This is a genomic window from Mycolicibacterium fluoranthenivorans, from assembly GCF_011758805.1.
GTDB lineage: Bacteria > Actinomycetota > Actinomycetes > Mycobacteriales > Mycobacteriaceae > Mycobacterium > Mycobacterium fluoranthenivorans.
In genome coordinates this window covers 968424-992086 of record NZ_JAANOW010000002.1, presented here as the reverse complement: position 1 = coordinate 992086, position 23663 = coordinate 968424, and the positions used below count along the sequence as shown (strand labels likewise).

The window sequence follows — 23663 nt, the reverse complement described above, 5'->3', positions numbered from 1 at the left end:
AATCTAGGTTAGAAAAAAGTCTCGCGTCAAGGCAGTCGCAGCGCGCCGCCCCCTACTGGAGCCGGCGCGGCTCCCGTGACACCACCGATACGAACGACACGCACCCACCGGGCCGCCCACCGAGATTGTGCGTCAGCGCGGTGTGCGGATCGGCCAGCTGTCGTTCGCCGGCTTGCCCACGGAATTGCAGCCACGCCTCGTAGAGCATGCGCAATCCACTGGCGCCCACCGGGTGACCGAACGACTTCAACCCGCCGTCGGGATTGACCGGCAGCCGTCCGCCCGCGTCGAATTCGCCCGCCAGCACGTCCTTCCAGGCCTGCCCGGTGTCGGAGAACCCCAGGTCCTCCATCAACACGATCTCGGTCGGTGTGAAGCAGTCGTGCACCTCGGCCAGCGACAGCTGCTCGGCCGGCCGCTCGATTCCCGCCTGGGCGTAGGCATCTTTGGCCGCCTTCACCACCTCGGGAAATGTCGTGTAGTCATACGCCGAGTCCATCGATCCACGCGTCGATCCCGCGATCAGCGACAGCGCCTCGACGTACATGGGTGTGTCGGTGAACTCGTGTGCCCGCTCGGCGGAGACGATCAGGGCGCAGGCCGCACCGTCGGACACACCGGAGCAGTCGAACACCCCGAGGCGGCCGGCCACCTTCGGGGCACCGTCGATGGTCTCGCGGGCCACCGGGGAACGGAACTGCGCCTTCGGGTTTCGCGTGCCGTTGTCGTGGTTCTTCCACGCGACGTGTGTCATCGCGGCCCGCATCTCGTCGGGATGCACGCCGAAACGGTCGCAGTAGGCGGGATCGAGCAACGAGAAAGCGGCCGGCGCGGTCATCGAGATCTCCGGCGCGGTACCGTCGCCCGGCGGGTCCTGACGTAACAGCCCCGAATAGCCCGAGTCCTTGAGCTTCTCCACACCCACTGCCATCACGATGTCGTAGGCGCCCGCGGCGACGGCGTAGCACGCATTGCGGAATGCCTCCGAACCGGTGGCACAGAAGTTCTCGACACGGGTGACCGGTTTGTCGTCGCTACCGATCGCGCGGCTCAGGGTCAGACCGCCCAGGCCCGAGCTCAACGTGCCGAGCCAGTAGGCGTCCACATCCGCGCGACCGACCTGGGGCACACCGGCAAGGCATTCCTGGTAGGCCTCGAGGATGAGGTCATCGGTGGAGGCGTCCCAGCGTTCGCCGAACTTGCTGCAGCCCATGGACACGACCGCGACCTTGCCTGCGATTCCGTTACTCGGCACTGTCCTGCACCGCCTTCCAGAAGTAGTCGTGCACACCGCCGGCGGTGAACAGCCGCCGGAAGGAGAACCGAACCCGGCTGCCGACGTTCAACTCCGAGGGTCGGGCATCGGCCACCTCCAGGGTGCACCGTCCGCCGCCGTCGATGTCGATCACGGCCTGCACCATCGGCGGCGACGGCGAGAACGCCAGCCTGTCCACCGTGTAGGTGACGACCGTACCGGCCAACTGCCCGGCCGCGACGTCGACCATATCGTCGACCGCGGCGCACGATCGGCACACGCGCGTCGGCGGCAGATGGGTGAAACCGCAGTGCGTGCAGCGTGATCCGGTGAATCCGAACTTCCATCGCTGCGATCGTGCGGCCGGTGGCGCAGCAGCCCGATCGGGTTCGGGCCTGCGCGGCGATTCCCGTTCGACGAGTCCGCGCCACGACAGGTAGGTCAGGTGCGGCACCGGGAGTCCGCCACCGCGCTGCGCGCTGAGCGCTGTGCGCTGACGAGCCCCGGTGAGCGCGGCAGTGGTGCGGAAGACGACGGCGTCACAGCCGTCCACGGCCGACAGCAGCAGGATGGTCTCGCCCGGTTCGGCGGTATCGAGGGCGCCGGCCAGGGCGATGAGCGGATCGGCGGCACCGGTGTGCCCGACGGGCGAGGTGATGACCGATTTCTGGCCTTTGACCAAGGTGGCGGCGCGCTTGACCACAGCCGTGTTCGGACAGGCGAGGACGACGTGATCGGCATCGGCCAGGCCGGCCGCATCCAGCGCCTCGCGCGCGGTCGACCGGATCAACGCGCTGTAGCGCTCGGCCCCGAACCGTTCCTCCCACTGGTACCCGGTGGTGGACGCCGGATCCCGCCACCGGTCCAGGAACTCGTCGGTCTGCGAACGGGCTGCGAGAATCTCGGCGATCGGGTCGCCGTCGCCGAACCAGAGGGCCGCCGCGCCATCGCCGCCGGTCTTCTCGTCGGCCGACCCCGGTTTGCCGACGCGCACGTCGGCGGCGATGACCAGTCCCCCACCCCGCGCGCAGGCGAGCAATCCGGCGATGGCGCTGCGGGCCGTACCGCCCAGATCGGCGGCCAACACCTCGGTGGGCAGACCGAGTGCCGCGTGCACCGCGCTCGCGTTCGTCTTGTCGGCGTAGGCGGGCGTGGTGGTGGCCAGGTAGAGCGCACCCGGGTGCGCACCTGGCTTCACCACCAGGCCGGCAGCGCTGACGGCCATGGTGGTCGAGTCTTCGTCGTACGAGGCGACCACCCGGTCACCCTTGCGCAGGCCGATATCGGCTGCACTCAGTCGATGACGGGGCAGGTAGCTGCCGTACCGCAGCAATCCGAACGTCACTATGCCCCCCTGAACACGGCAGCGATCCCCTGCCCGCCGCCGATGCACATCGTCTCCAGGGCCAGCCCCCCACCGCGGCGCCGAAGTTCGTGAAGCATGGTGGCCAGGATGCGCACGCCGGTCGCCCCGATCGGGTGGCCGAGCGAGATGCCCGAACCGTTCACGTTCAATCGGTCCTCGACATCGGCCGGCTTGAGCCCCCACCCGGACAGCACCGCCAGCACCTGGACGGCGAAGGCCTCGTTGATCTCGATCAACGCGAGGTCATCAAAGGTCAAACCCGTTCGGCTGAAAAGCTTCTCGACCGCGCCGACCGGCCCGATCCCCATCCGGGAGGGCTCGCAACCGACCGCGGCCCAGCCTTCCAGGAATCCGATCGGTTCCAGGCCCAGCGACTCCAGCCGATCCTCGGCCACGACGAGACACGCGGCGGCGGCATCGTTCTGTTGGGCGGCATTCCCCGCGGTGACGGTGCCACCCGGCTGGACCGTACGCAGTCGCGCCAGGGTGTCGATGGTGGTGTCGGGCCGCACGCCCTCATCGGCGACCACCACGATCGGATCACCGCGCCGCTGAGGCACCTCCACGCTGACCAGTTCGTCGTCGAAGAGGCCGTTGTCCTGTGCCGCGACGGCGCGTCGATGGCTTCGCACCGCGAACTCGTCCGCAGCCGACCTGTCGATACCGTAATCGGAGGCGAGATTCTCCGCGGTTTCGATCATTCCGCTGATGGGACCGAACCGCCATACCGGCTGCGACAATTCGCGCCCACGGTCCAGGCGGTCGTAGAGCATCTGGTTACCGGACCGCGAACCCCACCGGGCGGTGGTGGTGTAGTGCTCGATATTGCTCATCGACTCCACACCGCCGGCCAGGACGACATCGGCCGCACCGGTCTGCACCGTCATCGCTGCCGTGATGACGGCTTGCAGCCCACCACCACAGCGACGGTCGATCTGCAGGCCGGAGACGGTGATCGGCAATCCGGCGTGCAGGGCCGCCCACCGACCGATACACGGGGCCTCGGAGTTGGCATAGGACTGCGCCATGACGACGTCTTCGATGACCTCGGGATCGATACCACTCTGGGCGACCACGGACTTGATGACGTGCGCCGCGAGGTCTTCGGCCCGAAGCGGCCGCAGGCTGCCACCGAAGGTGCCCACCGGTGTGCGCAGCGGCGCGACGATGGCGGCGCGCCTCATTTGTCGCCCCGCCAGCGATCGGCCGACGGGTCGAGCAGGCTGTTGAGCCGCTCGTCGGGTAACCACACGATGGTCTCGAGTTCGAGTGCGTCGAGGAAACGCACCCGGCCCGTGCGCAGGTCCACCAACTTCAGCCGTGGCGAATTGGCCTGGTCATCGATGCTCACGGCGACCTCGGCGAACTCGCTGCCGATGACGGCACCCACCCCCGGAATCGTCACCGGTGCCGACTCGTCGAACTGGATTCCCATGAATGCTCCTTAGATGAGGAAGCTCAGTGACGGCACCGGCTGGTCGGCGTCGACCAGCTGCACCTTCTTGTACGCCAGCCGCATCTGCCCATCGACGAGGCGCAGACGGTAGGTGACCCGGCCGCCCCAGATGTGGTTGCCGCGCGGGCGCGATTCGACGACAAGGAAGTTCGCCCCGACCTCAAGATCGAGGGAGCCTTCGGGATTCGGTCGCCCACCGAGGAATTCGATGTTGGAGATCAGCCGTCGCAGATGTGACGGCGGAGCCTGCGCGTACCGGCGCCCGGTACGCACTTGTTTGAGCCTGGTCGAGATTCGGCTGCGGTTGTCGTAGATGATCGACATCTGACGCGTGGGGTCGGATCCGCCTGAGTCGGCAGGCACCCAGTACAACGCATCATCGGTCCAGAGGGACTCCCACGCGTCGTAGTTGTTCTCGTCCGCGTAGCGCGCCTCGCGGTAGAGGAACTGTTCGACGGCGAATCGATCGAACTCCTCGGGCGCCGCCTCGAGCACGTCCGAGCCGTGCAGTGACGTGGTCACGGTGCTCAGTCCCTTTCCATCAGCGTCTTGTAGTGGGACCAGAAGCCGCGCATCCCCGTCTCATCGGTATTGGTACCGATCTTGAATCCGTTCTCGTCGACGGTTTCGCGGTTCATCCCCCGGCGCACATCGAGCCACTCCGGGGTCAGGGCGGCGATGCCCTGCTGATTGCGCTCATACATCTCGGTGTCGTCGGCGAGCAGCATGCCTGCCGGTCCCACCGAGCCGATGCACTGAGAAACCATGCGGCGATTCAGTTCTGGCGCGCCGGCCAGTTGGACCGCGGTGGCGTACTGCACGCACTGGTCCACCGCGACCGGCTGGATGTTGAAGACCTGAATTTCGGCGATGAACAGGTTCGGGAAGATCATCACGTGCGGCGCGCCTTCGATGAGGATCTGCTCGGCGGCCTCCCCATGCTTGGCCCGCATCGCGGCAACGTAGTGGGGCACCCGTGATTCGGTGGTGCCGAACCAGCGCATCGGCTCGGCGTACTTGCGGAACTCCGGCCGCAGGTCGTTCTCGCTGTGTCCGCCGCCGAGGTCTCGGGTCACCGCGGTCGAGGAGTCACTGTAGAGCGGGCCGATGGTGCTGCCGGTGACGCCGAAGATGGATCCGTGCACGAACTGGGGGTGGTAGCCATCGGTCTCGTTCTCGGCCAGCAACTTCCAGTTGGCCTGCGCCTTGTGCTGAAGCCAGCCGGCGGTGAGTTCCACCCGGCCCTCCGGCGACAGCCGGGTCAGCCGGTCGATCTCGCCGGCGGCGGCACCCAGATGCTCGACCAGCGACGGCCCGTCGGGTGCAAAGCTGCCGAAGACGAAGCCGCCGTAGGAGTCCACGCGCGGTACCCGCCCCATCGCGAGGTCCAGCTTACGGTCGCCGTAACCCTTGAAGAACGGAAATCCGATGAGCTCGCCGTCATTTCGGAAGGTCCAGCCGTGGTACGGGCAACGGAAGGTGCTGGAGTTGCCCTTGGCGTCATCACACACCTGGTTGCCACGATGAGCGCACCGATTGAGCAGCAGGTGCACCTCGCCGTCCCGGTCCCTGGTCATGATGACGTCCTGGGGTCCGAGCTTCTTGCGCACGTAGTCGTTGGGCTGGGCGACCTCACTCTCGTGGCCGACGAACACCCAGGTGCGGTACCAGATCTTGGCCAGTTCTTCGGCGTAGATCGAGGCATCGGTGTACAGCGTGCCGTGCACCTTCTCCGGCCGGATCAGCCGGTCGTACCGGCTGCCGGTGTCCGCTGAGGGATCGATGACAGAGGTCATGAGTGAACTCCTTGTCGTGGGCCGAACGAGGGTCGCCGCTTCTCGCCGAAGGCGGCGACGCCTTCGGCGAAGTCGTCGCTGCCGAACAGTCGTGCCTGATGCGCGGCTTCGTGATCGAGAACCTCGACCGGAGGCAGCGTGGGACTGATGGCCAGCAGGGCCTTGATGACGCCATAGGCCTGCGCAGGTCCCGCGGCGAGCCGGTGCGCGTCGACGTGCGCGGTCGCGAGAGCCGCGCCGGGTTCGGTGGTGGCGTCGACCAGCCCCCAACTCTCGGCAACCCGTGCGTCGATCGGTTGCGGGAGCAGCAGCATCTGCCGGGCACGGGCCGTGCCGACACGACGTGGCAGCGACGCGAATGCGCCCATGTCGCCGGCGAGACCGACGTTGGTGAAGGTCGTCGCGAAACGGGCGTCGCTGCCGGCGACGACGCGGTCGCAGGCCGCGGCCAGCGCGGCGCCCGCACCGAATGCGGCGCCTTCGACCGCGGCGATGACCGGTTTCGGCGTGTTCCAGATCGCCCGGATCACGCGCTGTGCCAGCTGCGCGCGGTCCATGGCCTCGGCTTCGGACATGAGCTTCATCGTGGAGATGTCACCGCCCGAGCAGAATGTGCTGCCCGCACCGGTGAGGATGATCGCCCGCACCCCGGCGTCGGCGTCCGCCGATTCGAGGGCATCGGCCAGTTCCAGCCGCAGCGGGATGTCGATCGCGTTGCGCACCTGCGGGCGATTGAGGGTGAGGGTGCGCACGGCGCCGTCATCCTCGATGAGGACGTTCATCGCCCGGTGAACTTCGGTGCTCGCCGTTCGATGACGGCGCGAAGCCCCTCCAGGGCATCGGCTGTGCCGGACAACTCCGAGACGGTGCGCGATTCCTCCGGGAGCCGCTCCTCGATCGAGGCACCGACACCCGACCACACCAGCCGTTTGGTGGCCGACAGTGCCTTGGTGGGCATCGCAGCCAGCTCGGCGGCGATGGTCTCGGCGCGATCGGTGAGGTCGGCATCGTCGACGACCTCGGTGATCAGTCCGATCGCCGCGGCCTCGGTCGCAGTCAACGTGGGGTTGGTGAGCAGGATGCGCAGCGCCTGCCGCAACCCCACCAGCTGCGTGAGAGTGACCGAGGACCCGCCATCGGGTGCCATCCCGACCCGCACGGCCCCGGAGAAGAACTTGGCCGACTGCGCGGCGATCACAATGTCGGAGGCGCAGACCAGTCCGAGTCCGCCGCCACCGGCCGCGAACCCTTGTACGGCGGTGACCACCGGTACCCGCAGTTGGATGAGGGCAGCGGTGGCCAGCTGCAGCCAGGCGGTGGCTTCGCGCAGGTAATCCGGCAGCGCCTCACCTTTGGATTCGAAGGTGTGAATGTCACCGCCGGCGCAGAAATTACGGCCTGCTCCGGTGAGCAGCACCACCGTGACCGCGGGGTCGGCGTGGCAGGCGAGCACCGCCTCGTGCAGTGCCTTGAGGGTTTCGACGTTGAGACCGTTCGACGTGCCGGGGCGGTTCAGCCGGATACTGGCGACACCGTTGGGCGCGACCTCTCGTAATACTGCGGCGTCGATCGCTGTGGTCATGCCTTGACCTCTCTGTTCTTGAATGCCGATACCCCGGCTTGGCCGGCCTGACCGCCGATCCGCCACACGACGGCATCGGTCTCATCGGCGTTTGCGATGTCGAAATCCTTGTTCAGACCATCGGTCACCAGCCGCTTGACGGTGGTGAGAGCCGAGCGGTCACGTCCGGCCAGTTTCGCCAGGAACACTTCGACGGATTCGTCGAAGGTGTCCGCGGGAAAGCTCTTGTAGGCCAAGCCCAAGTCGACGGCAGCCGAACCGGTGATCTTGTCGCCGGACAACAGCAGCCCCAGGGCCTGCTGCCGACCGAGCAGGCGCGGCAGACGTGCGGTGCTCCCCCCGCCGGGGATCATGCCGAAGTTGATGTGGTTGTCCGCGATTCGTGCCTCGTTCGCGACCAGCACGATGTCGGCGGCCTGCATCAGCTCGAAGCCACCGGCCATGGCCACACCTTCGACAACTGCGACAACCGGCACCTTCGCGCGGGTGATCGCCTCACAGGCGGCTTTGAACGAGGTGAACAACGTCCGCAACTCGGCGGAGCCTTCGGCACGCAACCTCTGGACTTCGTCGAAATCGCCTCCGGCGCAGAAATTCCCGCCGGCCCCGCGGATCACGATGACATTGACGTCCTGGCGGTCGCCGAGCTGGTCGATCGCGCTCTCCAGCGCATGGCCGAGCGCGACGTTGATCGCGTTCATCCGATCCGGCCGATTCAGCGTAATGCGCCCGATACCGCCTTCGATATCGGTGAGAACAGATTTCACATGTACCTCCCGCCACCCACTTCGATCACCGTTCCGGTGATGTAGCTGGACAGTTCTGAGCCCAGGAACACGACGGCACCGGCAACCTCGCCCGGTTCGCCGGCACGCTTCATCGGCACATCGGCCTCGCGCTGAGCGAAGACATCCGGGGGCATGGCCGCGGTCATCGGCGTGCGGATCAGACCGGGTTGCACCGCATTGATCCGCACATTGTGGTGGGCCACCTCTTTGGCGGCGGCCTTCGTCAGTCCCACGATTCCGGCCTTGGCGGCGCTGTAGTTGGTCTGGCCGGGATTACCCGACTTCCCCGACAGCGACGAGATGTTGACGATGCTGCCGGACTTCTGCTCCCGCATCACCGCCGAAGCCTCACGGATACCGAGCCAGGTACCGCGCAAGTGCACCGTGATGACCGCGTCGAAGTCGGCGACCTGCATCTTCTTCAGGGAGGCGTCACGCGTGATGCCGGCGTTGTTGACGAACACGTCCAGGCGGCCGAAGTCGCGACACGTGTTCGCCACCAGCGTCTGCACCTGGTCTTCTGCCGTCACATCGCACACCGCGCCGACACAGTCGAGATCCGGGGTGGCGATGTCGCCTGCCGCACGGGCCGTGGCGTCCCCGTCGAGATCGGCCAGCACCACCTGTGCTCCGTGCTGATGCAACGTGCGCGCGATCTCGAGGCCGATCCCCTGGGCGGCGCCGGTGACCACCGCAACCTTGCCCTGCAGCAGTTTCTCCATACCCGTCTCCCGTCGACACCTCCGGCATAGACAAATCTAGCCGATATTTCTAATCTAGGTTAAATCAAGTGGCTACGGTGATTCAACAGGCCACGTCGAGGAAGAAGGACCACCATGGATCTGGGACTGTCAGGAGCACGGGTCGTCGTGACCGGCGGCGCCTCCAACATCGGCCGGGGAATCGTGCACGCATACGCCGCCGAGGGCGCCCGAATCGTGTTGAACGACATCGACGAACCTCAGGCCAAGAAGGTGCGGGACGAGGCCCTCGACCTCGGAGCCGAAGCAGTGGAACTGGCCATCAACGATCTGACGACCCCCGGGGGCGCGGAGGACACCATCGGCCTGGCGGTCACCACCTGGGGTGGTGTCGATGTGGTGGTCAACAACGCCGGCTGGAGTGTGCCCGGTTTCGTCGCCACCGATACCGATCGCGACAAATGGCAGCGCACCATCGAGGTGAACTTCTACAGCGCGGTGGCCACCACCCAGGCGGCCATCGGCCCGATGAAGAACGACGGCGGTGGCGCGTTGGTCTTCATCGCCAGCGACGCGGCGTTCGGTCAGATACGCCAGGGCATCTACGGCGCGTCGAAGGCCGCCATGGTCGCGTTCGCGCGTACCACCGCACGTGAACACGGCCGCCATGGAATCCGCTCCAACATCGTCTGTCCTGGTCTGGTGATGCCGGAGAGTGCCGACGCCGTGGGCGCCTCCAGCCTCTGGGCCGTGGGCGAAGACGAAGTGTTCAACCCCAACCAGATCGAGTTCATGCTCAAGGACACCCCGATGCGCCGGTTGACGACCGCCGAGGATGTCGCTCGGGCGGTGCTGTGGTTCTCCTCGCCGCTGGCCGCACGCCAGGTGACCGGGCAGATGATCTCGGTGAGCGGCGGCTACACGATGCCGTGACCCGGTCAGATGGGCTCGAACGAGGAGATCAACCACTGCCCATCGACCTTGTCCAGACCGACCCGCACTGATGAGGCGGTGTCGGTGGGCGCATCGGTACCGACGATCGACGTCTGATTGACGAAGACCAAGACCTCTGCGTGGTCGCCGGTTGCCGAAATCGAGCCCGCTGCAGGTACGTTCGCGATCGCCGAGATCTTCTTCTCCCGAGCGCCGGGGATCACCACATCATGGATCAGCTTTGCGTAGGAGTCACGGAACGCGCCCGTGAGCCGCGCCTGAGCGGCGCCGAGCGTCTGCTCGACGGTATCCGGCTGGTAGGAAAGCAGCGCGACGGTGCCATCGCGGGCGGCCTGGACCGACGCGGTCGCGGCCGCCCGGGCATCCCGCGAGGATCCGTCCACCCACTTCAACCATCCGGTGACGCCGCCGAGTACGACCACAAGCAGCGGCACCACGATATAGGCGACGACCTGCCGCCATGACATACGGTTCTTTGCCACCGAATTCGTCGAGGTCGCCGGCTCGCTTTCCTCGTCGATGAGGTCGGCGGATGAGGTCGGCGCGCTGGTCATGCTGGGGGCGGTCACGGGTATCCTTCTCGCGGTTCGGAACTGATGATGAAGTGCCTAGGGCACGAAGGCGACGTTGGATACCTTGACCTCGTTCCCCAGCCTCTGTACCGAGATCCGCATCCGCCACGACCGAGGCCGTTGTTCTGTCCCGTCGGCGACAGTCGTCTTGACGCTCACCGCGACCAGTACCTGCGCGTCCTGATCGGTCTCGGACTCGATGCCGGCCGAGACCACCGTTCCCACGGACTTCGACTGCGTCTTCTTCACCACCTCGATGAAAGGCTCTGCGCGATTGTTGAAGTCGTCGTAGAACGCGCCGGTCGCCGAGTCGAGAATGCGCTTCACATCGCCTTCGACCTCATGGTGATCGATCGTCGTGAGATCGGTCGCGGCTTGCCGCGCCACGTCGACAAACGATGTCTGCCGTTGGTCGAGCTGCCGGGACTGATGGGCCCGCACACCGAGCCAAGCCCCCAGCGATGCCACGCCGATGGCGGCGAGGAGACCGCCCACCAAGGCCAGCTTTGCCGGGTCACGGCGCCATGTGCGTGATGCGCCGTCCTGGTCCGGCGGGTACTCCGCGGTATCCGGGGTTGCTGTCGTCACTTCGGGTTCGGCGGCATCATCATCGACTGCCATGTCTGCTCCTGAGCGTTGTGGGCCAGGTTGGCCTGGGTGTAGACGTGGCCGTCCGGACCGAGGTAACTCCCCGTCGCCGGGTCGTACTGCGCCACGGCGATCGGCGGCGCAACCGGGCCCGGCGGCGCGGCACCCGATGTGCCGGTAGGTGCCGTACCCGGCCCCGCCGCGGGCGGCAGCTGAGGAATCGGCTGCCCGGACAACGTCGCGTTGGGGTCGCCCTTCCAGTTGAAGCCGTCGTTGAGGGGGACGTAGTTCTCGTCGCTTTCACACATCTTCACCGTCGGCGCGCGCTTACCCGGACGCGTTTCGCACGGATAGTTGCGCGCACCCCGCACGTTGAATTGCGAGTCCTGCGGTACCCGGCAATAGAATTCACCGGCCGGGCGGTCCGGATAGTCGGTGAGACTGGTCGTCCGGGCCTGCTGTGGCGGGAGATAGCCGGTCAGGCATGGTGGCGGCAGGTTGAGGTTCAGGTTGAAGCTCAAGAAGGCACCTTTGTACGCCTGCTTGGTGTTGCGGTTGGTGACGCCTGCACCCTGTACCACCTCGACCGCCGACGGGGCGAGAACCAGGAGCTGTTCGATATTCGGCTGATAGGTCACCGCCACGTCGCCGATCGTGACCAGGTTCGCCAGGACCACCGGCAGGGTGGGCTGCAACCGGTCGAACAACTGCCGGACCTGATCTGCCGCCTCCGGGCCGTCCTTGAGGATCCCCCGGACCGACGTGTCCTCGCGCTTCAGTTGCGATGTCACCGATGCCAGGTTCGCGGCCCAGTTCTCGATCGAGCCGGCGGTCGCGGTCTGCGAATCGAGGATGGGTCTGGAATTGTCGATCAGATTGGTGAGGGAGTCGAGATTCTTGCGTGCGTCGATCGCCAGCGTGGTGGAGCCCTTGACCAGTCTGGCCAGATCCGGTCCCAATCCCCCGACCGCGGTGGCCGCCTCACCGACCGCCGTCTGCAGGTTGTCACCGGGGATCGCGTCCAGCCCCTTGTCCGTCGCCGCCAGCAGCGTGCTGATATCAGGAGGGACCGAGGTGCGATCCCTCGGGATGACATCGCCTGCCTTCAGCGGACTTCCGTCCCCGTGCGGCAGCAGGGCGACGTACTGCTCACCGATCGATGACGCACTGTGCACTTCGGCCGTCAGGTCGCCGGGAATAGGGATTCCGGATTTCAGCGCAAGATCGGCGACCACGCCGTTGTCGTCGAGGCGGACATCGGTCACCTTGCCGACCTCGGTGCCCCGGTAAGTGACGTTGGCGTTCTTGTAGAGACCTGCGGCCGCGGGCAACTCGACGGAGACCTTGTACTGACCGACGCCGAACAGCAGGCCGGGCAGACCCATGTAGTTGAAGATCATGATGGTCCCGCCGACCAGCGTGATCACGGCGAAGAACGCCAGCTGGATGAGGACTCGTCTGCTGAGAACCATCTAGGGCCCCTGATTCAGGTGGTACGGAATGATCAATGGATTGCCTGAGGTGTACGGACTCGGCAATTGACCGATGGTGCGGCCCCATTGCATTTCGAGTTCGGTGAGGTTGCCCTCCCACCGCGTGCCGGTGAGGAAGGACGAGTCGAGCCGGCTCAGTGTCAGGTCGATGATCGCGGTCAGGTTCGCGTAGTCACCGCGGAACCACTTGCTCAGCGTCTCCTTCGCGAAGGGGTACACCGAGAAGAAGCTCAGGGAACGGGTGAGTGCAGGTCCGGAGTCGGCCAGCGACTTCAGCACGGGGCCGATGTCCTTGAGTTCCTGGACCAGAGCCTCCTTGGTCTGGTTGGCCGAATCTGCGGCCAGTGCACTGAATTTGCCGAGCTGATCGAGGGTGTCGGCCAGCTTGGTGCGTTCGTCTTTGAGAACCGCCAACGCATCCGGGATGGTGTCCAGCGCTTTGTCCACCACGGGCCTCTGCTCGGCGAATCCGGAGACCAGATTGTTGAGGCTGTCGGTGGCGGCGATGATGTCGTCGGTCTGAGCATTGGTATTCCGCACGAACGTATCGAGTTGAGTGATCAGACTTCTCAGATCTTTCTCACGTCCGGCGAATGCCGTGCCGAATGCGGTGGTGATGTCTTGTATCTGGCCGATACCGCCGCCGTTGAGCAGCAGCGATACCGCGGCCAACGTCTGTTCCGTCGACGGGTACCCACCCCCGGATGCCAACGGGATCAACGACCCCTCGTGCAGTCGGCCCTCGGCCGGTTCGGCGACCGGTGGCGCCAGCTCGATGTGCAGTGAACCGAGCAGGCTGGTCTGGCCGATCGTCGCGGTCGCGTTGGCGGGCAACTTCACATCACCGTTGAGGCGCATCGTCAGCAGAGCGTGCCAGCCCTGGCGTTCGATATTGGTCACCGTGCCCACGTTGACGTCCCCGACCCGGACGCGGGAGTTCTGCTGAATGTTGTTCACGTCCGGCATCTGCGCCTGGATGGTGAAGGCTCCGGGCCCGTCGCCCTCGGTCCCCGGCATGGGCACGGAGTTCAAACCGTGCCAACCCCCGCAGCCGGTGAGCAGCATGGACAGCACAGTCACCGCGATCACCGCCGCGCCGAGACGCCTGGGCGCCGTCATGAGCCTGCTCCGGCGGGAACCATCATTCCCGGAAGTCCTGCCGCGGGATCCGGTTGAGCCGCCTCGGCCGGCAGCGGCGCTGCGGCGGCTGGGGCTGCCGGTGACGGCGGGACGTAGTCGGGACGCATCCAGTCCTCGCTGTAGGTCACTTCGTTTGGCCGGGCGGTGGCGCCGACGATGGGGTTGCCGCCGATCGGGAAGAAGTTCATCTGGCGGTTCTTCACAATCGGGGCCAGATACTGCACGCACAGCTTCGACGATTGCTCGGCGTTGAGTCGTGACGCGGCCTGGACCGCACCACAGATGAAGCTGATCGGATCGCTGAAGTTGTTCGTCGACAGGGCGCCCGACAACGTTCCCTGCGCCGGCTGATAGATGTTGATGAAGTTCTGCAAGACGGTCGGCGAGATGTGCAGCAACTGCTTGACATCGTCGATGCTCTCGGTGACCGTCTGCGACACCGCACCCAGTTTGTCGGAGGTGGTGCCCAGTGATTCCTTGTTGTCTGCCACGAATTTCGACACTGATCGCGAGACATCGCTGACATTGCGCACGGCGTTGCTCACCTCATCCGGGTCGTCGGCGAGAGCCCCGCTGACCGACGCGAGATTCTGGTTGAGCTGCTTCATCAGACCCGAGCTGTCCTGCAGCGCCGAGACCAGCAGTGACAGATTCCGCAGCGTGCTGAACAGGTCGCTGCTGTGGTCACCGAGCGCCGAGGTCGCCTGGGACAACTTGACCAGAGTGTCGTGGATGCTCGCCCCACGACCGCGCAGGTTGTCGGCGGCGGTGTTGACCAAAGACCCGAGTGTGCTGGTACCGCCGGGTTCGGTGGGCTGCAGCATCTCGGTCAAACGCTGCAGCTGGGTACGGACATCGTCCCATTCGACCGGGACGGCGGTCCGCTCCCGCGGGATGACGGCCCCGTCGGCCAACGTCGGTCCCGCCGTGTAGGCAGGCGTGAGCTGAATGGCCCGGGCGGTGACCAGCGAGGGCGCGAGAATGACCGCCTTGGCGTCGGCCGGCACCTTGTACTTGTCCTGCACCCAGAAGCTGACCTTCGCCCGCTGCGGCTCGACGTCGATCCGGTCGATCTCGCCGACCGGGACGCCGAGGATGCGGACTTCGTCACCGACGAAGAGACCGTTCGTGTTGTCGAAATAGGCCACGACCTGGGTGCGCGAGATGTTCGTCGTCGCCGGGATGACCACGACGAGCCCGGCGATCAGCAGTAGTGCAAAGAGGGCCACCACGGCAATGCGGATGCGCGGTTGGGTCATTGGTGTTCTCCTGCAACGGGAGTGCCGTCGGGACCGATCTCACCGGGCGCGGGCTGGTAGACAGCGCTCGGAGTCGGCTCGGGCACGGACACGTGGCCCGGGGATTCGGGCGCCGGTGGACCGGGCGGGGGTCCGCCGGGCGCCGCCGGCGGACCGGGGTCGCGGTAGGGATAGCACCCGGGACCGGGCAACGGGATGCCCGGCGGCCCGCATTGCTGATCGCCGGGCTTGCCGGTGATGGCATCCGGGATGGTCATCCTGGGCTCGCCACTCTGCCCGGTCCGCGGGAACGGAACGGGAAGTGCCGGGGTGCCGGGCTGGCCGGTCTGGGGGTCGGTGCGCTGGGAGGGCGCGAGCACGTGCGGGTCCAGGCCGAGATCCGAGAAGGCGGCGTCGATGAACGGCTGAACGAACTGCCCCGGCAACAGGTTGGACAGGTAGGCCTTGAAGAACGGACCCGATGCCACCGACTCGCCGAGTGCGAAGGCGTACGACGTGAAGCCCTTGATCGACTGCTGGACTTCGGCTTTCCGATTGGCGACGATGGTCAGCGCGCCGTTCAGCTTGTCCAGAGCCGGTTTGAGCGTGTCACGGTTGTCACCGATGAACCCGTTGATCTGGGCCGCCAGCGCCGAGATGTTGTTCGAGATCTGATCCAGCGCGGCGCGCTGACCCTCCAGTGCGATCAGCAACGCGTTGGAATCACGGACGAGTTGGACGATCTTGTCACTGCGCTCGGCGAGAACGCTGGTCGCCTTGTTCGCGTTGGCCAGCAGGTTGCGCAGTTGGTCGTCACGGCGGTTGAGGGTGTCCGAGAAGCGACCGACACCGTCCACGGCGAGCCGGAGGTCTTCCGGGGTATTGCGAAAGGTGTCGGCCAGTGTGGACAGCGAGGCGGACAGCTGATCGGTGTTCAATCCGCTGATCTGAGCCGTGATGTCGCCGAGCGCATCCGGCAGCTGATATGCCGAAATGGTGCGCTCCAGCGGGATGACGTCCTTCTGCTCTCCGTCACCGCGCGGGGTGATGTCCAGAATCTTGGACCCCAGCAGGCTTTTCGTCTTGACCGCGGCTTCGGTGCGATCACCCAGGTGCACATCGTCGTCGACCTGGAACCGGACGAGAACCTTTGCGCCGTCTAGGGAGATGCTCTCGACCTTGCCGATCTTGAATCCGGAGACCTGCACCTCGGCACCGGACGTGAGACCACCCGCTTCGGCGAAATAGGCGGCGTAGCTGGTCTGCGCGGACACCAGGGGCAGCTTGTCGTAGTTGAGGACACCGACGCCGATCGCCGTCACCGCGACCACTCCGACGGCACCGATGATGAACGGGTTTCGTTCTTGGAATGCCTTCATCGCGGAGTGCACCTCCCCGAATCCTGGCCTGCCATCTTGACGTAGACGGGCTGTCCACCTTTACCGTTGAGCTTCAACACCAGATCGCAGATGTAGAACGAGAAGTAGTCGCCGTTGAGGCCCTGCCGTCCCAGAATTCGGTACGACTCGGGCAGGGTCGCCAACAGATTGTCGACGTAGTCGTGGTCGGCGACCACGATGCCGGCTGTCCGGTCGGTCTCCTTGACCGTGGTGGCCAGCGGCGGCCGCGCCTGGGCCAAGAGATCGGCGATACTGCCGGCCGCGGCATTCGAATACGCCACGGCATTGCTCAGATCGCCTTTTCGCGATTCGAGGGTGTGCACGATCTCCGACAGCGAATCGACTGCGGTGCCGAACTTCTCCTTCTGATCGCCGAGGGAACCGAGCACGGTGCTGAGATTGGTCACGACCTGGCCCACCAGTTGGTCGCGGTCGGCCAGGGTGTTGGTCAGTGCCGCGGTCTGCGAGAGAAACGAGCCGACCGTCGCGCCCTGACCTTGTAGCGCCGAAAGTAGTTGTCCGCTCAGCGCATTCACCTGGTTGGGATCCAAGGCGCGGAACAACGGCCGGAAGCCACCGATCAAGGCATCCAGGTCCAGGGCGGGTGAGGTGCGGTCGACGGGGATGGTGGCGCCGGGCTGCAGCAGCCTGGGTGACCCGGTGCCCTCTTCGAGAGCCAGGTAGCGACCGCCGATGACGTTGTCGTAACGGATCGCCGCGCGGCTGCCTTCGGTCAGCACGACCGAGTCCTGCGCGGTGAACTCGACGGTCACCGTGCTGTCCTTGTTCAGCGCGATGCGCTTGACCTTGCCGACTTCGACACCGGCGATGCGCACGAAGTTTCCGTTCTCCAGTCCGGTCACATTCGTGAACGCCGCCCGAAACGTCCGTGCCTCGTCGAAACGGAACTGCGCGAAAATCGTGAGCAGTGCGAACATTCCCAGTGCTGCCACGATCACGAACACGGTGAGCCGCCAGGCTGCGCCTGACAGGTTGTCTCTCACGTCGTCGGCCTCTCACTGTTCGTCTGATGGAGTCGTGTCATGGCTGTGCTCATCCCGGTGGCTGCGTCGACGGATCCGGCGCCGGGCCGCCGATCCCCGGAGGGATGGGCGCCTGGGCATCCGGCGGCGCGGGTGGCACTCCGGGGAAGAGCGGCGCCCCGCCGGGTCCGTACTGCGCAGCGCCGTAGGGCGGTTCCCATGGCGAGGTGGGACCTGGGGCCGGACCACCCTGGTAGCGGATGCTCGGAGGTTCCGGCACGGCCCGGGTCACCGGGAAGAAGTTGGCCCACCCCGGGAAACCGATTCCCGGATTGGGTCGGTTGTCCAGTCCAGTACCGAACCCGGTGTTGGTGACGAGGGTGCGTACCGGCCAGTTCTTGGCCACATCCGGCAACGATCCACAGCCCGGTTTACCCCCGGGGCCGCCCTTGGCCCCGTTGATCGGGAGGTTGTCGGGATATCGGTAGGGATCATCACCGAGGAGCAGCGCGGCGTCGACGATCAGCGACTTGCCGTTGGCGCCACCGGTGTAGTCCGCCTGGCCGAAATCGATCGCGTTCTTTCCGCCGAGGAACAGACACGTCAACTCGGGGTTGTACTTGTTGAACAGACCCGTGGTGGGACGCAGGACGTTGATCGCATCGACGAGGTTGTCCTTGTTCGGACCGAGAAGTTGGGTGCCGCTCCGGGAGAACCCGATGACGTTGACCAACAACGAATCCAGTTGGTGCGCCTGGGACGCCACCGTGGTGCTGGTGGTGCCGGCAGCGTCGAGGATCCGGATGAGGTCCGGTGCCGCGGCCGCATAGGTGTCGTTGAAATCTCTGAACGCGCGCCAGTCCTGCCCGATGGTCTCCGACCGCGCGTTCAGGGCGGTCAGCACTTCATTGGCCGACGTCGTGGCCTCGCCCATCCGCGGACCCTGACCACGCACACCCTCGGCAACCGCCGAGAGCACCGAATTCAGCTTCGCGGGATCGATCTTCTTGATGACGCCGACGAGGTCCTGGAACACGGTGTTCACCTCGGTGCTCACGTTCTGGGACTGCAGCACCGCACCGGCCGCCAGCGCTTTACCCGACGGGTCCTCGGGGTAGATCAAGTCGACATACTTGGCCCCGAAGACCGTGGTCGACGCGATCCGCGCCACCACGTTGGAGGGCACATAGCGGACCTTGTCAGGGTCCAGCTCCAGTCGCAGACTCACCGGATCTCGCCCCCCGGCGATCGACCCGACACGCCCCACCTGCACGCCGCGCATCTTGACTTTCGCGCCGACCTCCATCACCAGGCCGGCGCGATCGGAGGTGAGGGTGACCGGAACATACTGCCGGAACGAGCCGTTGAACAGCGCCCAGGTGAGGGCGATGCATCCGACGGTGAACACGATGAGAATCGCTGTCCACCAATCGGGGTGGATCCGAGGTTCGCCTGCTCGACGCGCCATCTGCTCAGCCCGCCAGGTTGAAGTTGCCGGACTGCCCATAGATGGACAGCGTGACCAACAGGGTGACGAATACGGCGACGACCAGTGAGGTCCGCGTGGCCCGACCGACCGCTTCACCCACCCCGGCGGGGCCCCCGGAAGCGGTGAAACCGTAGTACGTGTGGACGAGCATGATGACGACGGCGGTGACCACGGCTTGGACGAACGACCAGATCAGGTCGGTGGGAATGAGGAAGGTGCGGAAGTAGTGGTCGTAGACGCCGGTGGACTGGCCGTATATCACGGTGGTACCGACACGGGCGGCCAGGAAGGACATGATCACCGCGACGCAGTAGAGCGGTATCACCACAACGACACCGGCGAGCACGCGCGTCGTGGCCAGATAGGCCAGCGAACGAACCCCCATCACCTCCAAGGCGTCGATCTCCTCGTTGATGCGCATGGCACCGAGTTGCGCAGTCGAGCCGGCACCGATGGTGGCGGCCATCGCGATGGCCGCCGTCAGCGGCGCGATGAGTCGCACGTTGAAATACGCTGAGGCGAAACCCGTCAACGCCTCCACACCGACCTGGGCGAACTGGTTGTAGCCCTGCACGGCAACCAGCGCACCGGTCGAGACGGTGAGAAAACCGACGATGACGACCGTGCCACCGATGACGGCGAGCGCGCCCGTTCCCAGACTCATCTGAGCGATCAACCTGACCAGTTCGGTCTTGTAATGCACGAACACATCCACCGCCGAGCCGAGCGTGCGCCCGTAGAACTGGGTCTGCTCCCCGACCCTGGTCCAGCTCGCGTGCCATGCCCGCGACTGCCGCGACAGCCGCGGGAAACGCTGTCGGATAGTGGTTTTGACGCTCACAGGTTCACCTTGATTCCCACTGCGGTCATGAAGATGTTGATGATGAAGAGCGCGAGGAACGAGAACACCACGGTCTCGTTGACCGCATTGCCGACACCGGCCGGGCCGCCGCCGACGGTGGTGCCCATGTAGCAGGCGATCAAGCCGGCCGTCATCCCGAACAACGTGGCCTTGACGAGGGAGACGACGACGTCCCCGACACCTGTGACCAGGGTGAGTCCGGCCACGAACGCACCAGGTGTCACGTGCTGAAAGAACACGGAGAAGGCGAATCCGCCTGCGAGACCGACCAGAATGACCAGTGAGGACAACAGCAGCGCCACCACGGTTGCGGCCAGCACACGTGGGACCACCAGGGCCCGGATCGGATCGATCCCCATCACGCGTTGGGCGTCCAGTTCCTCGCGGATGGTGCGTGCTCCGAGGTCCGCGCACATCGCCGTGGCGCCGGCGCCGGCGACGACCAGCACAGTGACGATCGGACCGATCTGGGTGACCGCTCCCAGCGCTGCGCCGGTACCCGAGAAGTCTGCTGCGCCGAATTCGGCCAACAGCACGTTGAAGGTGAACACCGTCAGAACGGTGAACGGGATCGACAGCATCAGCGTCGGCAACAGTGACACCCGTGCGACAAACCATGACTGGAGGACGAATTCACGCCACGGGAACGGCGGCCGGAAGATGGCGACAGCCGTATCCAACGCCATGGCGAAGAATCCGCCGATGGCCCGTACAGGTTTCGCCGCGGTACTGGTCTTGAACACCAAGCTCCTCACAAGTTCCCGTCTGAACTGACGGTCACGGGTACGCCGCGCCCGCTCGACCCCGGCCGGCAGTTCGCTGAAGCAAGCACAGCGCGCATCTCCTTCGCCCTCCGGCCGTGGGTCACATCGATAGCCATCGAGTGACGCGGCTCACGGATAGAATCAAACTTAGACTAAAAACGTCAAGTCTGAACGAGGGGCGCACACAGTCCGATTTTCACGGCCCGGCCATCCGCGCAGGCTGACCCCGTTTTGACGCAATCGTCAGAGATCTGGCTACCCAGCCTCGGCGGTATCACTGGTTAACAGCACTAAATTGATTCCCGAGCCGCCACGGCGCCAGCGCCATCCACAGAACGACGCCGACCGCGATCGCATCCGAGATGAAAGCCGCCAAACGACTCCCACATTTTTTGAATCAGTGATAAATTTCTTCGATGGTCAACACCACTCCCCATCCCGCCGCCGACGATTTCGCCGAGGCCTACGGTCGAGCGTGGACCGACGATCCCAATTTGCTTTGCACGTACTTTGCCGAGGGCGGCACGTACGCGGATGTGGCGATGGGCGGAACCTATGTGGGCCGGGAGGAAATTCGGCGCTTTCACCGGTGGATGCTCAGATTCTCGCCTGATTCGCTGATCGTGTTCTCCCATCCCGCCGTGCAGGACGACCGCGCCTACTACGAGTGGACGTGGAGCGGCTCGATCAACGGCCCCCTCCTGCTCCCCAGCGGCGGCCGCGTCGACGCGGCCGGCCGCCACTTCTCGGTCACCGGTATCGCCACCTGCCGGTTCGACCAGGAGGGAAAGTTGACCAGCCATCACGACTACTGGGACGTCGGACTCCTGGTCGAGCAGCTCGGGCAGTCGCTGGTCGCGAAGCCTCGCCCCTGAGTGTCACCGCACGGTCGGGGGCGAAAGTCAGAACATCAGTACGGTGAAGCGCCAGTCGAGCACCTGGCGATCGGTTTCCTCGCCGGCGCCGACGGCATAGACCTGCGACCGGAGATTCAGTCGCCCCCCACGCCCATCCGGCAGCGCGACGGCGTCCTCGACGTGGAGGTCACTGTACAAAGTGTCGCCTTCATGGACCGGACCGGTGTGATCGCAGGAAGCCCAACTCAAGATGCTCGCCACATTGGGCAGCAGTCGCGTCGCCTGCGCCATCGCGATTCCGATGGTGTGGCCGCCGTATACCAGCCGCTGGCCACCACTTCGCCAATCATGGTGAGTGGCAGCAATGTTCAGACTCAACCTGGCCAGTTCCGGCGCACTGCTCACCACGTCACCGGTGCTGCGCATCCGCACGCCCGCCAGGTCGACAGTGAAGTGCGGCCCGGGAACTCGCGACCGGAACGCCTCTGCGTCCCAGTCGCGTGCCGGGTCTGTGACCACCTCATCGACGCCGATCGATGACAAGTCGTCAGCCCGGCCCGTCTCGACGACACCCGGCGACAGGGGCAGCATCGCGCACCGGTGGAAATCGAGGACGAGGCGGTCGCGCTGGTCGACTGTCGTCATCCGCAGCGCCACCAGGCCGGTCGGCGCACGCCCCTCCCGTACGGAGTTCTGCTTCATCCCGACGACTTCGGTGCGGGTGGACAGCGAATCCCCCAGCTCGACAAAGCGATGAAAGGCCAGGCCACGATAGAAGAGATTGGCTTTCACACGCTGGGTCGCCAACGTGCTCTGTCCGATCGCGATATCGGTGACCAGGCACGGATGCGCAAGCGGGCGTGCACTTCCCGTCACCGCGGTGGCCAGTGTCGTGTCGAGTGACAGCCGCATCCGGTCACCCAGGACAGCCTGGTGCAGCGCGGCCGCCCCTTCGGTCAGCGTCATCCGCGGGGCACTGTCGAAAACCTGTCCTACCCGCAGATCATCGAAGAACGGCCCACCCGACACCTGGGCTTGCACATCGTTGTTCATCGGGTACCTTCTCTCCGGCCGCGGCACAAGATTTTAATATAGATTAGAGCGCCGGGCGAGAGGGCCGGGTACCCCACCGCCGACCTATCCGGTCACATCGCGACCGATGAGACGTCGTGCGATGATCCACTGCTGCAGTTCGTTGGCACCTTCGAAGATCTCCAGGATCTTGGCGTCGCGATACATCTCCTCCAGTCGCACGGATTCACCCGTCTCCCCGACCTGGCGAGCGAAGCCCAGCGCCCCGTAGATCTGGATCGCCTCGCGGACGAGATCGTTGGCCAGCCTGGTGCCGTAAGCCTTGGCCATCGCCGCCTCCGGTTCGGCGGTGCGGTCACCGCGATCCACCAGAGTGGCCGCCTTCTGATAGAGCGTGCGTGCACACTCGATCTCGGTGGCGCGTTGCGCCATGACGAACTGCCAATGTTGCATCGCTCCCAGCGGGGCGCCGAACACCTCGCGCGTTCGCAACCGCTCCACTGCCAGATCCAGCGCCGCCTGTGCGACACCGACTCCGGCGGCGCCGATGCCGATGCGCCCGCGCACCAGGGCCGAGAGCGCCACACTCATCCCGCCGCCGTGCGCACCCAGCAGGTTTTCCCGGGGTACCTGCACATCGGTGAACTCGATATCCGCGGTGATCTGTCCGCGATGACCCATTTTCAGATCGGGAGTTCCGATCCGTACGCCCGGCGACGTGAGGTCGACCAACAGCATGGTTGCCCGGTCACCGTGCGCACCGGCGCGCACCAGCACCGACACCCAGCCGGCCGCCACGCTGTTGGTGATCCAGCGCTTTCGGCCGTTCACCACGAACCCGTCCGCCGTTTCCTCGGCGACCGTCTGCAGCCGCACCGCGGTGAGGTCGGAACTGGTGTCCGGCTCCGTGGTGGCGAAGGCGAAGGCCACCCGGCCGCTCACCAGCTCCGGAATGAGCCGGGCCCGCAGCTCATCCGTGGCGAACGTCAGCGTCTGCGGAACCAGAATGCACTGCCCGTCGTACACACCGGCCAGCGAGGACGAATGGTAGGCGATCTCCTCGGCGACCGTGCAGGTGCCGAGCATCGGATGGTTCAAGCCCCGGCCGAACTCGGCCCCGAACGGGACCGCGAACATGCCCTCGTCGGCGAGGCCGCGGAACGCCACCCACGGGAAGCTGTCTGCGGATTCCTCGCGCTGCCCGATCTCGCGCGCGTAAGGGGCGACGCTGCGTTGCACAGCGTCCCGCGCCTCGGCGCGCAACGAGACGATCTCGTCGGGCAACCAGAGATCGTGGGTCATCCGGTCCTGAGTACGGGGAGGTGAAGCGGTCACGAGCCCACATTA

24 protein-coding genes are annotated in these 23663 nt (G+C 65.7%); 2 read left to right on the top strand and 22 right to left on the bottom strand.

Going from position 1 to position 23663, the window contains the following annotated elements:
• Positions 1–52 precede the first annotated feature (52 nt).
• The 10 genes from FHU31_RS22725 to fabG are packed head-to-tail and all read right to left on the bottom strand — an operon-like array spanning position 53 to position 8965.
• Positions 53–1255, bottom strand: a complete 1203-nt coding sequence (locus tag FHU31_RS22725) for an acetyl-CoA acetyltransferase (RefSeq protein ID WP_167162668.1) — start codon at positions 1253–1255, stop codon at positions 53–55.
• Positions 1245–2600 carry an OB-fold domain-containing protein gene (locus FHU31_RS22720; protein WP_167162666.1) on the bottom strand — a complete coding sequence of 452 codons (1356 nt, stop codon included), beginning with the start codon at positions 2598–2600 and terminating at the stop codon, positions 1245–1247. Before FHU31_RS22720 ends, FHU31_RS22725 begins: the two co-directional genes overlap by 11 nt.
• Positions 2600–3805, bottom strand: coding sequence for an acetyl-CoA C-acetyltransferase (locus FHU31_RS22715; RefSeq protein ID WP_167162664.1), 1206 nt, complete (start codon positions 3803–3805; stop codon positions 2600–2602). Before FHU31_RS22715 ends, FHU31_RS22720 begins: the two co-directional genes overlap by 1 nt.
• Positions 3802–4056 carry a hypothetical protein gene (locus tag FHU31_RS22710; RefSeq protein ID WP_167162663.1) on the bottom strand — a complete coding sequence of 85 codons (255 nt, stop codon included), beginning with the start codon at positions 4054–4056 and terminating at the stop codon, positions 3802–3804. Before FHU31_RS22710 ends, FHU31_RS22715 begins: the two co-directional genes overlap by 4 nt.
• Positions 4057–4065: 9 nt before the next feature.
• Complete coding sequence (locus tag FHU31_RS22705) at positions 4066–4599, bottom strand: aromatic-ring-hydroxylating dioxygenase subunit beta (RefSeq protein WP_167162661.1); 534 nt, start codon at positions 4597–4599, stop codon at positions 4066–4068.
• A 5-nt stretch (positions 4600–4604) separates the two neighbouring features.
• The gene (locus FHU31_RS22700; protein ID WP_090364166.1) at positions 4605–5873 is read right to left on the bottom strand and encodes an aromatic ring-hydroxylating oxygenase subunit alpha; all 1269 of its coding nucleotides are present in this window, start codon (positions 5871–5873) and stop codon (positions 4605–4607) included.
• Positions 5870–6655, bottom strand: a complete 786-nt coding sequence (locus tag FHU31_RS22695) for an enoyl-CoA hydratase/isomerase family protein (RefSeq protein WP_167162659.1) — start codon at positions 6653–6655, stop codon at positions 5870–5872. The genes FHU31_RS22700 and FHU31_RS22695 overlap by 4 nt, the downstream gene beginning before the upstream one ends.
• On the bottom strand, positions 6652–7455 hold the full coding sequence (locus FHU31_RS22690) for an enoyl-CoA hydratase/isomerase family protein (RefSeq protein ID WP_167162657.1): 804 nt from the start codon (positions 7453–7455) through the stop codon (positions 6652–6654). The genes FHU31_RS22695 and FHU31_RS22690 overlap by 4 nt, the downstream gene beginning before the upstream one ends.
• Positions 7452–8222 (bottom strand): enoyl-CoA hydratase/isomerase family protein, encoded by a 771-nt coding sequence (locus tag FHU31_RS22685; RefSeq protein WP_167162655.1) that lies wholly within the window; start codon positions 8220–8222, stop codon positions 7452–7454. The genes FHU31_RS22690 and FHU31_RS22685 overlap by 4 nt, the downstream gene beginning before the upstream one ends.
• Entirely contained in the window at positions 8219–8965 is a 747-nt protein-coding gene (gene fabG, locus FHU31_RS22680) for a 3-oxoacyl-ACP reductase FabG (RefSeq protein ID WP_167162653.1), read from the bottom strand. The genes FHU31_RS22685 and fabG overlap by 4 nt, the downstream gene beginning before the upstream one ends.
• 114 nt (positions 8966–9079) lie before the next feature.
• Here fabG and FHU31_RS22675 point away from each other — a divergent pair, with 114 nt between their 5' ends.
• Positions 9080–9877, top strand: coding sequence for an SDR family NAD(P)-dependent oxidoreductase (locus FHU31_RS22675; protein WP_167162651.1), 798 nt, complete (start codon positions 9080–9082; stop codon positions 9875–9877).
• 5 nt (positions 9878–9882) lie between these two features.
• Here FHU31_RS22675 and FHU31_RS22670 read toward each other — a convergent pair whose 3' ends face one another.
• The 10 genes from FHU31_RS22670 to FHU31_RS22625 are packed head-to-tail and all read right to left on the bottom strand — an operon-like array spanning position 9883 to position 20349.
• Positions 9883–10467 carry an Rv1363c family protein gene (locus FHU31_RS22670; protein ID WP_208411144.1) on the bottom strand — a complete coding sequence of 195 codons (585 nt, stop codon included), beginning with the start codon at positions 10465–10467 and terminating at the stop codon, positions 9883–9885.
• 39 nt (positions 10468–10506) lie between these two features.
• Complete coding sequence (locus FHU31_RS22665; RefSeq protein ID WP_167162649.1) at positions 10507–11091, bottom strand: Rv1363c family protein; 585 nt, start codon at positions 11089–11091, stop codon at positions 10507–10509.
• On the bottom strand, positions 11055–12530 hold the full coding sequence (locus FHU31_RS22660) for an MCE family protein (RefSeq protein ID WP_167162647.1): 1476 nt from the start codon (positions 12528–12530) through the stop codon (positions 11055–11057). Before FHU31_RS22660 ends, FHU31_RS22665 begins: the two co-directional genes overlap by 37 nt.
• Complete coding sequence (locus FHU31_RS22655; RefSeq protein WP_409371252.1) at positions 12531–13616, bottom strand: virulence factor Mce family protein; 1086 nt, start codon at positions 13614–13616, stop codon at positions 12531–12533.
• 50 nt (positions 13617–13666) lie between these two features.
• Positions 13667–14950: an MCE family protein gene (locus tag FHU31_RS22650; protein ID WP_167162644.1), complete on the bottom strand. Its 1284-nt coding sequence runs from the start codon at positions 14948–14950 to the stop codon at positions 13667–13669.
• The gene (locus FHU31_RS22645) at positions 14947–16308 is read right to left on the bottom strand and encodes an MCE family protein (protein WP_167162642.1); all 1362 of its coding nucleotides are present in this window, start codon (positions 16306–16308) and stop codon (positions 14947–14949) included. The genes FHU31_RS22650 and FHU31_RS22645 overlap by 4 nt, the downstream gene beginning before the upstream one ends.
• A complete protein-coding gene (locus FHU31_RS22640) occupies positions 16305–17333 on the bottom strand; it encodes an MCE family protein (protein WP_167162640.1) in 1029 nt (342 codons plus the stop codon). Before FHU31_RS22640 ends, FHU31_RS22645 begins: the two co-directional genes overlap by 4 nt.
• Positions 17334–17382: 49 nt before the next feature.
• Entirely contained in the window at positions 17383–18780 is a 1398-nt protein-coding gene (locus tag FHU31_RS22635; RefSeq protein ID WP_167162638.1) for an MCE family protein, read from the bottom strand.
• 4 nt (positions 18781–18784) lie between these two features.
• A complete protein-coding gene (locus FHU31_RS22630; RefSeq protein ID WP_167162997.1) occupies positions 18785–19624 on the bottom strand; it encodes an ABC transporter permease in 840 nt (279 codons plus the stop codon).
• Between the two features lie 14 nt (positions 19625–19638).
• The gene (locus FHU31_RS22625) at positions 19639–20349 is read right to left on the bottom strand and encodes an MlaE family ABC transporter permease (protein ID WP_208411315.1); all 711 of its coding nucleotides are present in this window, start codon (positions 20347–20349) and stop codon (positions 19639–19641) included.
• A 494-nt stretch (positions 20350–20843) separates the two neighbouring features.
• Here FHU31_RS22625 and FHU31_RS22620 point away from each other — a divergent pair, with 494 nt between their 5' ends.
• Positions 20844–21302: a nuclear transport factor 2 family protein gene (locus FHU31_RS22620; RefSeq protein WP_167162634.1), complete on the top strand. Its 459-nt coding sequence runs from the start codon at positions 20844–20846 to the stop codon at positions 21300–21302.
• Between the two features lie 27 nt (positions 21303–21329).
• On the opposite strand, the gene FHU31_RS22615 is transcribed toward FHU31_RS22620, so the two are convergent.
• Both FHU31_RS22615 and FHU31_RS22610 read right to left on the bottom strand, forming a co-directional pair.
• Complete coding sequence (locus FHU31_RS22615; RefSeq protein ID WP_167162632.1) at positions 21330–22337, bottom strand: MaoC family dehydratase; 1008 nt, start codon at positions 22335–22337, stop codon at positions 21330–21332.
• Between the two features lie 84 nt (positions 22338–22421).
• Positions 22422–23618, bottom strand: a complete 1197-nt coding sequence (locus FHU31_RS22610) for an acyl-CoA dehydrogenase family protein (RefSeq protein ID WP_167162996.1) — start codon at positions 23616–23618, stop codon at positions 22422–22424.
• Positions 23619–23663 lie beyond the last annotated feature (45 nt).